At 51.0% G+C, this 12,543-nt stretch carries 10 protein-coding genes; 5 read left to right on the top strand and 5 right to left on the bottom strand.

The features are described from left to right. Positions 1-71: 71 nt before the first annotated feature. Positions 72-1,247 carry a tRNA uracil 4-sulfurtransferase ThiI gene (gene thiI, locus U6B65_12000; protein ID WRS27042.1) on the bottom strand — a complete coding sequence of 392 codons (1,176 nt, stop codon included), beginning with the start codon at positions 1,245-1,247 and terminating at the stop codon, positions 72-74. A 25-nt stretch (positions 1,248-1,272) separates the two neighbouring features. Next, a complete protein-coding gene (locus U6B65_11995; protein WRS27041.1) occupies positions 1,273-2,415 on the bottom strand; it encodes a cysteine desulfurase family protein in 1,143 nt (380 codons plus the stop codon). A gap of 406 nt (positions 2,416-2,821) precedes the next feature. Between U6B65_11995 and ypeB the strand changes: the two genes are divergently transcribed. The 5 genes from ypeB (at position 2,822) to typA (ending at position 9,834) form a co-directional block, all read left to right on the top strand. Further along, positions 2,822-4,180, top strand: coding sequence for a germination protein YpeB (gene ypeB, locus U6B65_11990; protein ID WRS27040.1), 1,359 nt, complete (start codon positions 2,822-2,824; stop codon positions 4,178-4,180). A 193-nt stretch (positions 4,181-4,373) separates the two neighbouring features. Continuing rightward, on the top strand, positions 4,374-5,561 hold the full coding sequence (locus tag U6B65_11985; GenBank protein ID WRS27039.1) for a PLP-dependent aminotransferase family protein: 1,188 nt from the start codon (positions 4,374-4,376) through the stop codon (positions 5,559-5,561). A gap of 19 nt (positions 5,562-5,580) precedes the next feature. After that, positions 5,581-6,597: a tryptophan--tRNA ligase gene (gene trpS / locus U6B65_11980; protein ID WRS27038.1), complete on the top strand. Its 1,017-nt coding sequence runs from the start codon at positions 5,581-5,583 to the stop codon at positions 6,595-6,597. Positions 6,598-7,248: 651 nt separating this feature from the next. Next, positions 7,249-7,842: a transcriptional repressor LexA gene (gene lexA / locus U6B65_11975; GenBank protein WRS28952.1), complete on the top strand. Its 594-nt coding sequence runs from the start codon at positions 7,249-7,251 to the stop codon at positions 7,840-7,842. Between the two features lie 180 nt (positions 7,843-8,022). Next, the gene (gene typA, locus U6B65_11970) at positions 8,023-9,834 is read left to right on the top strand and encodes a translational GTPase TypA (GenBank protein ID WRS27037.1); all 1,812 of its coding nucleotides are present in this window, start codon (positions 8,023-8,025) and stop codon (positions 9,832-9,834) included. Positions 9,835-9,997: 163 nt separating this feature from the next. Here typA and U6B65_11965 read toward each other — a convergent pair whose 3' ends face one another. The 3 genes from U6B65_11965 to U6B65_11955 form a co-directional block, all read right to left on the bottom strand. Continuing rightward, on the bottom strand, positions 9,998-10,438 hold the full coding sequence (locus U6B65_11965; GenBank protein ID WRS28951.1) for an Rrf2 family transcriptional regulator: 441 nt from the start codon (positions 10,436-10,438) through the stop codon (positions 9,998-10,000). Between the two features lie 320 nt (positions 10,439-10,758). Then, positions 10,759-10,998: a hypothetical protein gene (locus tag U6B65_11960; GenBank protein ID WRS27036.1), complete on the bottom strand. Its 240-nt coding sequence runs from the start codon at positions 10,996-10,998 to the stop codon at positions 10,759-10,761. Positions 10,999-11,416: 418 nt separating this feature from the next. Further along, positions 11,417-12,472 (bottom strand): hypothetical protein, encoded by a 1,056-nt coding sequence (locus U6B65_11955; protein ID WRS27035.1) that lies wholly within the window; start codon positions 12,470-12,472, stop codon positions 11,417-11,419. Between the last annotated feature and the right edge of the window lie 71 nt (positions 12,473-12,543).

Genomic DNA, 12,543 nt, shown 5'->3' with positions numbered 1-12,543 from the left:
GCAATGCGTGCCGCCCTTTTAAAAGCGGCCATTTATTGGAGCAGCCTTTTCGATCAAGAGAAGGAAAAGACTTACTTGCGGTAAAGGGTTTTGAGCACAGTGCCTTCCACAGCCTCCCGGATCAGGGCTTCTTCATCCAGCTTTTGCTCCACAGCCAGCAGATCGGCCAGCTTGGGCTTGGTGCGGGGATGACGGGGGGTGAACACGGTGCAGCAATCTTCATAGGGCAGAATCGAGGTTTCAAAGGTATCAATATGCCGGGCAATGCGGATAATTTCTTCCTTATCCATACCGATCACCGGGCGCAGAACCGGCAATCCGGCCGATTCATCGGTGCAGGCCAGCGCCTGAACGGTCTGGCTGGCAACCTGCCCCAAGCTTTCGCCGGTGACAAGAGCCCCACAATCCTCCGATTGTGCAATGATGGTGGCGATTTTCATCATATACCGGCGCATGACCAGCGTGAAATAATCCTCGGGGCATTTATCCTTGATTTCCTCTTGAATCCGGGTGAAGGGAACCACATGCAGGCGAACCCGGCCCAGATAGTCGCTGGTGATTTCACAAAGCTTTTCCACTTTAAGCAAGGCCCGGTCGCTGGTATAAGGCGGGCTTGCGAAATGGACGCCAATGATTTTCAGCCCCCGCTTGGCCATCATATAGCCGGCCACAGGGCTGTCAATCCCGCCGGAAACCAGCAGTGCCGCCCGCCCGCCAGAGCCTACGGGTATACCGCCTGCACCCGGCTGCTGATCGGTGTGGATGTAAGCGGCAAAATCCCGCACCTCCACAGTCACGGTCACCTGCGGGTTTTCCACATCCACCTTCAGGTGGGGGAAGTGCTCCAGCAGATCGCCGCCCAGCTCCCGGCAGATATGGGGGGAATTGAACGGAAACTTTTTATCCGAACGCTTGGCCTGCACCTTAAAAGTGCGGGCGGCCATAAGGGTTTCCCGCAGATAGTTAGGTGCCGCCGCCCGGATAGCGTCAAAATCCTTTTCCACAATCAGCGCCCGGGAAAGCCCAGCAAAGCCGAATACCCGGGAAAGGCGAACCATAACCTCGTCCAAATCCTGCCCTTCCTCGGTAGGTTCGCAATAAAGAGCGGATTGGGCTTTATAGAATTTAAATCTTCCCAAATCGGAAAGACTGTATTTGGCGTTTTTAATGAGCATATCCTCAAAGCTGGCCCGGTTGAGGCCCTTGAGAGCGATCTCGCCGCTTTTAAGTAAAATCAGTTCCTTCATGGGAGTGCTGATCCTTTCCTTGGTTCTATTTTTTAATGCCGGCAAGGCTTTCCACAGCCTCCCCTAAACCGGAAACAAAGGCATTTAGTTCTTCCTCTGTGGTATGGGCGCACAGGCTGACCCGCAAAGCGTTGTCAATCACCGCATCCGGCAGGCCCATACTCACCAGCACATGGCTTTTGGCTCCCTTGGAGCAGGCCGAGCCGCTGGAGACACAAATCCCCCTTGCCCCCAGAAAGTGGAGCAGGGTTTCCGACCGGTAGCCGGGCACCGATATGTTCACAATATAAGGTGTCGCATCAATGGGTGAATTACTGCAAAGTCCCGGGATTTTTTTTAGGTTTTCCAAAAAGCTTTCCTTCAAAGCGGTAACATGGCAGAAGCTTTCCTCCAAATTTGCGCAGGCCAGCTCCGCCGCAAGGCCCATGCCGCAGATGCCGGGCATGTTCTCGGTGCCGGGCCGCAGCTTTTTCTGCTGGCTGCCGCCGAAGACCCGGGGCAGAACCCGAACCCCCTTGCGGATATACAGAGCACCCACCCCTTTGGGCCCGTGAATCTTGTGGCCACTGACCGTGACCAAATCCACACCCCACTTGGTCACGTTAAAGGGCAGCTTACCAAAGCCCTGCACCCCATCGCAGTGCACCAGCAGCCGGGGATTTTTCGCTTTGGCCAGCCGGGCAATTTCAGCAATGGGAGCAACGGCCCCCACCTCACTGTTGACCAGCATGCAGCTGAGCAAAATGGTCTGCTCATTCACCGCTTCCGCCAGCTTCTGTGGGCTGATATGCCCATCCGGCTCAGGGGAAATCAGGGTAACCGCAAAGCCTGCCTGCTCCAGCTGCCGCAGGGGCTCCAGAATGGAGGAGTGCTCCCAAGCAGTGGCCACAATTTTGTTGCCCCGGCGTTTCATAGCCTCGGCCGCCCCCAGCAGAGCCAGATTGTTGGCCTCGGTTCCGCCGGAAGTGAAAAGCACCTCATCCTCCCTGCAGCCAAGTGCCTTTGCCACCTGCTGCCCGGCCTTTTCCAGCGCAAGGGCGGCCTGTGTTCCCAAGGGATGCAGGGAGGAAGGGTTCCCATAGCACCGGGTCATGCAGTCCAGCATCAGCTGCGCCACCCTTTCATCCACCCGGGTGGTGGCGCAATTATCCAGATAAATCTCTGCCAAGGGCCTGTTCCTCCTGTTTAAAACGTTTTTTTGACTGTGCATCTCAGTGGCGGCACCATGCCATTATGCTAGAGGGTGTAGACTTTTGTCTACACCCTCTATGGGGGGTATCCAATACCCCCCATATTCCCCCCGGATTGCGCCGCCACGGCGCAAAAGCGGAATTCCTGCGTCGAAATCAATTCGACTTCGGAAAAACTACGGATAAAAAGACATGCCTTCTTTTCGTTTGCCCTTTTGTGCGGGAAGGTTGCATTATGCTCCATATTATACACCTTTGCCGCTTTATATTCAACGAAAAATACAGGCTCAAAAAATTGCCATACTCTGGCACATATATTGGCATCTCCGGGCAAACCTAATGGATAGAAAGCAACACCATCCCAAAAAGGAGGAAACTGCCTTTATGTCCTTTACAAAGCGCCAGCTTGTCCGCACTGTTTCGTTCACCTGCGCTCTCGTGCTCGCCCTGTTCGGGGGGCTGATCAACCAATATATCCGTGTTGACCGTTACCAGCGGCAGGTGGAGCAAAGCTATACCCGTTCCTTGCAGGAGCTTTCAAGCCAGCTTAACAGCATCATCACCGATCTGGAAAAAACCAGCTATGCGGGCACGCCGGCTCAAATCTCCGCTCTCTCGGCCAAAATTCTCAAAAACTCCGGCACAGCCAAGGCGGCGTTTGCCTCTTTGCCTGCCGGGGAATTCCAAATGGAAAACACCTACCGCTTTCTTTCGCAGGTGGGGGATTACTCCATGTTTCTAGCCAAAAAGGCCGGCCAACAGCAGCAAATCTCCGATGAGGAGCGGGCCAGCTACAAGGCCCTGCTGGAGCACGCCAAAATACTCAACGAGCAGGTTTCCTATATGGAAGCGCTGCTGCGCTCGGGGCAGATTTCGGTACAGGAGCTGCTGGATGGCTATGTGCTGGAAAAGGCTCTGGAGCTGCCCGAAAGCACCTTGGAGGAAGGCACCTCTGTTGGCTTCAAGGCAGTGGAGGACGGTATGACCGGCTACCCCACCCTGATTTACGACGGCCCCTTCTCGGATAACATTCTGGAAAAGGACCCCCAGATGACAAAGGGAATGAATGAAATCAGTCAGGATGAGGCCCGGGATAAGGCTGCCGCCTACGCCAAAATCGATGCCGCCCTTTTCACCCAGTCCAGCGAGGAAAAATCAAGGATGCCCTCCTATACCTTTGGCGGCAAGGAATATTATGCGGCTGTTACCAAGGCAGGCGGCTTTGTAACCTATATCGTATCCTCCCGTGAAATTGGTGATAACACCTTAACCCATGATACTGCCCGGCAAAAGGCTCTCGAGTTCCTCCGTGGACACAATCTGGAAAACATGGAGGAAACCTACTATGAAATTTCTGGGGGAATATGCACCATTAACTTTGCTTATAAAGATGGGGATGTTCTCTGCTACACCGATCTGATTAAGGTAGGCGTGGCCATGGATAACGGCCAGATTGTATTCTATGATGCCCGAGGCTTTGTGAACAACCACACCCAGCGTGAGCTGCCGGAGCCTACCCTGACTGTGGAGGAAGCCTCCAAATCCATCAGCCCGCTTTTAGAGGTGCAGAGCACCGGCCTTGCCCTGATTCCTACTGGTGGAAAAAACGAAGTGCTAACCTATGAATTCAAGACCAAAAACGCCGAGGGCGGCAACATTCTGGTTTATGTCAATGTCCAGACCGGAGCCGAGGAGCAGATTCTTGTGCTGATGGAAACCGAAAGCGGCGTTCTGGCCATGTAACCCCTAGAGCACTGTCCTCTTCTCTTGCTGCGCATTTGCCTGCCGGTATCTCTCAGAATTCTGGGAGGTATCGGCTTTTGTGTTGAATGTTTGTTCCTGTAAAGTATTGGAATCCCCGGCAAGCTGTGCTATACTATATAAATAAAAATCAGAGCTGACGCAAAACGGCCTGACCGGAAAAAGGAGCCTTGTGATGGAATATACAATTTCAGAAAAGATGGCTGGGCTGAAGCCTTCGGCTATCCGGGAAATGTTCAAATACGCCGCCGATCCCGCGGTGATTTCACTGGCTGCGGGCAGCCCCTCCTCTGAGGCACTGCCTGTGGAAGAAATCAAACGTCTGACCCGGGAGCTGCTGGAAGATAACCCTTATCTGGCTCTGCAATATGGCCTAAGCGAAGGGTATATACCTTTGCGCGATTATATGAAAAAGTTCTTGGCTGAGCGGTATCAATCCTTTGATCCTTCAATCGATGATCTGTTTATTGTTTCGGGCGCCCAGCAGACCATAGACCTGACCTGCAAGGTGCTGTGCAACGAAGGGGATGCCGTTATCTGCGAGAATCCTTCCTTCATCGGGGCCCTCAACGCCTTCCGCTCTTACAACACCCGTTTGGTGGGAGTGGATGTGGAATCCGATGGTATCTCCATCGAAAAGCTGGAAGATGCTTTAAAGGCCAACCCGAATACTCGCTTTATCTATCTGATTCCCAACTTTCAAAACCCAACGGGCATCACCATGAGCCTTGAGAAACGCAAGGCCTGCTATGCCCTTGCCCAAAAATACAACACCATTATTTTAGAGGATAACCCCTATGGTGATCTGCGTTTTGCAGGGGAGCCTCTGCCTACCATTAAATCTATGGATACCGATGGCCGAGTGATCTACGCCGGCACCTTCTCCAAGATTCTTTCGCCCGGTATCCGGGTGGGTATTGCCTGTGCTCCTCAAGGACTTATGGGCAGGCTGGTGGTGGCCAAGCAGTGCACCGATGTCCACTCCAGCATGCTTTCTCAAATGCTGGCCTACTACTTTATTACTCAATGTGATATGGAAAGCCATCTGGCTAATCTGCGCACCGTCTATGCCCGCAAATGCTCCCTGATGCTTTCGGAGCTGGATCGCTCTCTCGGAAACATGCTGGAGCTTACACGACCTCAGGGCGGCTTGTTCATTTGGGCCACCATGCCCGGCATGGAAAACACCGATGAACTGGCCACCTGTTTGGTTCGGGATCATAAGGTGTGCGTGGTGCCCGGTTCCACCTTCTGTGCCCAGATGAATACACCCACCTCTTCCTTCCGGCTGAATTTTTCCACCCCCACCGATGAACAGATTGTTGAAGGCATCGGAAGGCTTACGCAGGCACTGAAAAAGTAAAAGCAGGAGTGATTTTGTTATGGAGCAGTCTCCATCTGTTAAAAAGCCGGTTATCTTTTCCGGTATTCAGCCCACCGGAGTCATGACTCTGGGGAATTATATGGGTGCCATTAAAAACTGGGTAGCCTTGCAAGAGGATTACCGCTGCATTTATAGTGTGGTGGATATGCATTCCATCACCATCCGGCAGGACCCTAAGGTGCTGCGTGAAAACGTTCTGCGGGCTTATGCCCTGCTGATGGCCTGCGGCATTGACCCCCAGAAAAGCATCCTGTTTGTGCAGAGCCATGTCTCCGCCCACGCCGAGCTGAACTGGGTGCTGGGCTGCTTTACCCCCTATGGTGAGCTGGGCCGTATGACCCAATTTAAGGATAAATCCGCCAGCCACCCCGAAAACATCAACGCCGGGCTTTTCACCTATCCGGTGCTGCAAGCTGCGGATATTTTGCTTTATCAGGCTGATCTGGTGCCGGTGGGTGCCGACCAGAAGCAGCATCTGGAGCTTTCCCGCAACATTGCCGAACGTTTCAACGGTATTTATGGCAACACCTTTACCGTTCCTGAGCCTTATATCCCCAAGGAAGGCTCCAAGATTATGTCGCTGGCTAACCCCACTCAAAAAATGTCCAAGTCGGATGCCAACCCCAAGGCTTTTGTCTCCATTCTGGACGAGCCGGGAACCATCGTGAAAAAATTCCGCAGCGCAGTCACCGATTCGGATACACAGGTTATGTACGGGGAGGGCAAGGACGGCATCAACAATCTGATGACCATTTATTCGCTGGTAACCGGCAAAACCATGGAGCAAATTGCTTTGGATTTTGAAGGCAAAGGCTACGGCGACTTTAAAACAGCGGTGGGTGAAGCGGTTGCCGAGCATCTGCGCCCCATTCAGGAACGCTTCAAAGAGCTTTCGGCGGATAAGGGCTATATCACCCAATGCTACAAAGAGAGTGCTTTAGCCGCCTGCTCGGTTGCCAACCGCACAATAGAAAAGGTTTATAAGAAAATCGGCTTTACCTCCTCGGGGCTTTAAAATCCTCGCTTGCTGACACAATTAAGTATTTTGCGAGAATTGTGACGGATACAACCATGAACCGAGCCCCAATGTTATAGTTAGCTCAAGTTCGGATCTGGGGGGTACCAAGGGGGAGCGCCCCCTTGGCGATTCTTTGCATCCTTTCTCATCGTGGAGAAAGGATGTGCCAGCCGCACGGCATGAGTGCGGAAGTGAAAAAAACAACCGTATAAAGCCAAGAAAAATAAAGTTACAGGAAAATAGCCTCTGTCGGCGCTGGGAAAGTGCAGCTTACCAGGCACAATCGCAACCAGAATAGCTAGCCTATTTTCAACAAAAGGCGCGAAGCCCCCTGCTGTTTTTTAAAAAAACAGTAGAATGGCCGCACCGGAGTGCGGCCATTCTACCAATTTGTTTGAGGTGTGTTTTTGAGGAGGGTCGATCAATACCCAAGAACCGTTGCGGCTTCGTTTCTTTAGGGTATGGCTTTATTATACTCTTTTTTTCGGCGGGGTTGTTACCAGCGTGTAAATAAACCTTAAAGATTGATTGGATAATTTATGAAGCTAAAATTTCGAGGAAATCGGTTCTTTTTCGCCAAATTCACTCAAAATACACACCAGTTTTTCTCATAAGCGGGGGAAATCCCGATCACTTTTTGAAAGGAAGATTCCTATGAAACGGGTTCAGGAGCGGCGGGAACAGATTTTACGTTTTCTGGCCGAATGCGAAGAGGCCGGTCACCCCTCCCCCACAGTCCGGGAAATATGCGAGGCTCTCCATATTCCCTCCACCTCCACCGTACACAGCGATTTGGCTGCTCTCCAGCAGCAGGGACATATTCTTAAAAACGATGGGCTTAACCGCACCATTCGTCTCCCCGGTGCCGCTATGGTTCGGGTGCCGCTGTTGGGCACGGTAACGGCGGGCAATCCCATTTTGGCGGTGGAAGAAATCGAAGAATACATTCCTTTTCGTGGCAAGGGCAGCTCCAAGGATTTATTTGCCCTGCACATCAAGGGAGAAAGCATGATCGAGGCCGGCATTCTGGATGGCGACATTGTGGTGGTGGAAAAAACCTCCACTGCCCGCAACGGCGAGCTTGTTGTGGCACTAATCGAGGATGAAGCCACTGTAAAGCGGTTTTTTAAAGAAAAAGGGTATTACCGGCTCCAGCCGGAAAATGCCAGTTTTGAGCCAATTATCGCAGAGCAAGTGGAAATATTGGGCCGAGTTCTATCGGTTATGCGGTTTTACCATTAGGCGGAATTGGAAATTTTCGTTATATTAGCCAAATTTATTTAAAAAAGCTGGTGTTTCGGCCAATTTTCATGTATACTGGGTGAGTTGAAAAATCCGGCTGTCTGTTTAACCGCACTCATTTGCTGGGTGCGGTCATCTTTGTGTTTCACAGGATACTCAAAAAAAAGGGGAAATCAATTTTTGATTAGAGAAGATTTACGCAACGTGGCAATTATTGCCCACGTCGACCATGGCAAGACCACTCTGGTGGATGAAATGCTCAAACAGGGCGGCGCTTTCCGTGAAAACCAGGTTGTAGCCGACCGTGTTATGGATTCCGGCGACCTGGAGCGGGAGCGGGGCATTACCATTTTGGCAAAAAACACCTCCGTTACCTATAACGGAGTCAAAATCAACATTGTGGATACACCCGGGCATGCTGATTTCGGCGGCGAAGTGGAACGTGTGCTGAAAATGGTCAACGGCGTTCTTCTCTTGGTGGATGCCTTTGAAGGCGCTATGCCCCAAACACGTTTTGTTCTGCAAAAGGCCCTAGACCTAGGCCACCGGGTTATTGTGGTGGTCAATAAAGTGGACCGCCCCGATGCCCGTGCGCAGGAAATTGAGGGTGAGGTTCTGGAGCTGTTAATGGACCTGGAAGCCAACGAAGAGCAGCTTTACAGCCCGGTTATTTACTGCTCTGGCCGTGCTGGCACAGCTTCTAAGAGCGTGGATTCACAGGATGAAGACCTCACTGTTCTTTTCGATACCATTCTGGATTACATTCCGGCACCCGAAGGGGACGATACCGTCCCTCTGCAAATGCTGGTTTCCTCCATTGACTACAATGAATATGTAGGGCGCATCGCCATTGGACGCATTGAAGCCGGCACTCTGAACCAAGGGCAGGAATGCATGGTCTGCGACTGGCACCAGAGCATCTCTCCCTATCGGGGCAAGCTGGTAAATCTCTATGAAATTCAGGGACTGAGCCGTGTGGCCACCGCCTCTGCCAAGGTGGGGGATATTGTGTGTGTCTCCGGCCTTGAAAATATCAACATCGGCAACACCATTTGTGGAAACATGACGGCGCCCGAGCCGCTACCTTTTGTAAAAATTTCTGAACCCACAGTGGAAATGACCTTTTCGGTCAACGATAGCCCTTTTGCCGGTCAGGAGGGTAAATTCGTCACCTCCCGCCACCTGCGTGAGCGGTTGTTCCGGGAACTTCTCAAGGATGTTTCGCTGCGTGTTGCCGAAACCGACAGCACCGAGAGCTTTAATGTTTCCGGCCGTGGCGAGATGCATCTTTCTATCCTCATTGAAACCATGCGCCGTGAAGGCTTTGAATTTCAGGTGAGCACCCCCCGTGTTCTTTACCGGGAGGTTGAGGGTGTAAAATGCGAGCCCTTTGAAAAGCTGGTCATTGACTGCCCCGAAACCGCCGTGGGCGCTGTCATGGAAAAAATGGGCCCCCGCAAGGGCGAGCTGATGCACATGGCCCCTCAGGGCAGCCGGATGCGTCTGGAGTTTATTATTCCTTCCCGGGGTCTCTTTGGTTATCGCAACGAATTCCTCACCGACACCAAGGGTGAAGGCATTCTCAGCTCGGTGTTTGACAGCTACAAGCCCCATAAGGGTGAAATCGCCGCCCAGCGTACCGGCGCTCTTATTGCCTTTGAACCCGGTGAGGCAGTAACCTACGGCCTCTACAACGCACAGGAGCGTGGTGTTTTGTTCATCGGCCCCGGCACACCGGTTTACGAGGGTATGATTGTGGGCCTTTCCCCCAAGGCCGAGGATTTAACTGTTAACGTCTGCAAGAAAAAGCATGTTACCAACATGCGGGCCAGTGGTTCGGATGAGGCTCTGCGCCTGATTCCCTACCGCAACATGAGTCTCGAAGAATCCTTGGAGTTTATCGCCGATGATGAGCTTATCGAGGTAACCCCCAAAAACATTCGCCTGCGCAAGCGAATTTTGAGCCGCCAGCTGCGCATGAAGGCTAAATAGAAACAACAGCATTCGCCGTTTGCCATAATTAAAAAAGGAGCCACACAGTTTTCACTGTGCGGCTCCTTTTTTAATGGCTTTGCTTAATGGTTACAGCAAAGGCCTCCACAAAAAACGGTGCCGGCCTTTTTCACACTATAAAAATCAATCCCGTACCAATATTTTATTCATGTGCCAAGGCGGCATCCTGCCTCTGATTGGCACTATCCAGAATATCCTGCAGCGTGATGTGATTCAAATAATCCTCCATCACCCGGCCAAGACCCTCCCATACAGGCAAGGTCATACAAAAATCCTTTCGGTCGCAGCGGTTGGGCTCATCCTCCATGCAGGCAACCGGGACAAATGATCCCTCTGTAATGCGCAAAATCTGGCCCACTGTATATTCACTGGGCTCCTGTGCCAGCATATAGCCGCCTTGATAGCCCCGATTGGCCCGCAAAACATTGGATTGACCAAGAAGGCTGACAATATGCTCCAAATATTTTTTGGATATGTTTTGCCGCTCGGCAATATCCTTGAGGGCAATAAAGCCCTTATCCTTATTTTCTGCCAAATCAAGCAGCATCCGCAGGGCATAGCGCCCTTTTGTTGAAACCTTCAGTTCAGGTCACCTCAAATCAGTTGGTGTATTTCAGTATAACATGGGTGAGTATTCTTAGCAAGCCCTTGCATCAAGAGGAAAAGGTTTTGGGGACTTTTCTACCCTATAAACAGCTGAACCGCCAAAAGTGCAGTAGACCTTTTCTGTGGACATCCTCCCCATTTGGATGGATTTCCTTTCATATACCACATAAATCAAAGCCGCGTGGGGCCTTCGCTTTTGATAGCCAATATGACAAAAGAACCAGCCATTCGCAATGCGAGCGGCCGGTTCTTGGCAAGCTGTGTAAAAGAAAGCTTCTTACATGGCTAGGAAAAAACTTATTCGTCAGAACCCTGCACAGGGGTATCCAGATCCTCATCCTCAGGCTCTTCCTCTTCGGGGAGATCATCGGCTTCAGAAGTATAATACTCAAGATCATCGGGATCATCAAAGAGAAAATCGTCGTCATCCTCATAGAGATAGCTGTTTTTATTTTTAAAATAAGCAGTCAGGGCGATCACAACGCCCACAGCTGCAACAAACAAAGCAACCGCAGAAATAAATACACTCTTTTTCATACACTTTTGTCCCTTCTGTTTTTAATCATCACAAGTCAAGGCTTTCTCGGGCATTCCTGCTGGAACACATCCTAGGGGAATCCGCCAGAGTGGCACCAGAAGCCCCCTGGCCAAAGCCGCTTAGGTATATAGATAATATTATAAACGTTTTCATCACAAAGTGCAATATAATTTTCCCCAAAAAAGAGAAATTCATACTATGGTCATTTGCACATAAAACAGGTTCCTTTTTTATGTGCGCAGGGCAGGCCCACAGAAAAAAACATCTCGAAGAAAGATGAAGAATGATTTCATGCGGATACACCCGCACCGCATTACAGCCCTTTGATACAAATTCCATTGCATCTTTTTGGAGCTTTTTTCATAAAAAAAAGGACAGCACCTTTTTATCGGCAACTGTCCTTCGGATTCAAATGGATTAAGAAATTTTAAGTTTGTTGGGCGTATATTTTTTTAGCGCGGCATCGTTGGTGGTAAAGGTCATACCGGCTACCCATTCATCCAACAGCTTCTGGAATGCATCGTTGTTCATGGCACTCACAAGGGTCTGGCGGTAGTTTTCCAACTCCTCGGGTTTATCCAGAGGGCTGATGCGCTTTATGATATAGATAAAGGCTTTCTCTTCCACAACGGAAACCGCACCGATTTCCAGATCAAAGGCGGCAGGCCCAAAGTTCTGGCCATACTGAACCGCTTGGCTGCGGGAGAAGAGCAGATCATATTCGCCTTCCTCAGCCAATTTGGCTTCGGTGGTGCTGCCTGTGGATTCATAGTATTCCTTAGTGTTTTCAAAGATCAGCTGTTCAAAGTTTTCGCCTGCCTCAACCCGTGCCTTATAGCGCTCAACATCCGCACGGACAGCGGCCATCTTCTCTTCATAGCCTTCTTCTCCCTCAGCGGGGAGCGCGAAATCGATGTATTTGATCTTGGCATATTCCTTAGTGAAATACTCTTTGATTTCCTCATCGGTGAAGGCAATATCCGAGGCCGTGAAAATCTCGCCCCGCTTGTATTGGTTGGTCAGGTATTTCCGCAGGGATTCCTTAGAAACACCGCTCTTGGTGTAAAGATCCTCATTGGCTTCCCACATATAGCTAACCGAGCTTTCCACTTCTGCGGTAACCTCTGGGGAAAGAGAAAGTCCCTTTTCAGCAAACTGCTTTTCAGCGGCTAAATATTGCTTCGCATAGTTCAGGGCCTTTTCGTTGATCCAATCTTTTCCGGATTTTCCCTCAATATCGGCCTTGAGAACTTCATCCAGTGTTGGGGCACTGGTTGCCAGAACCTGCTTTGCCGCTAGAATGTTTTGAGCCTCGCCAAAAGCATTGATCTGCCCGAAAATATATACACCCGGCGAAACCTCCAGATCATCGGCCCGAAGAGCCCACTGTGTATTGCCCGCACCACAGGCTGTGGCTCCCAGAAGCATAATCCCCGCCAAAACCACGGCAAGGCAGCGTTTTATTCCACTCATTCATAGTCCTCCTGTTATTGCGTATGGTTGCATACTAACTTATTATACAGCCTGTCCGGCCAAATGTCCAG

This window comes from Oscillospiraceae bacterium MB08-C2-2 (genome assembly GCA_035621215.1).
Lineage (GTDB): Bacteria > Bacillota > Clostridia > Oscillospirales > Ruminococcaceae > WRAV01.
This window is presented reverse-complemented; position numbering and strand designations above follow the sequence as displayed.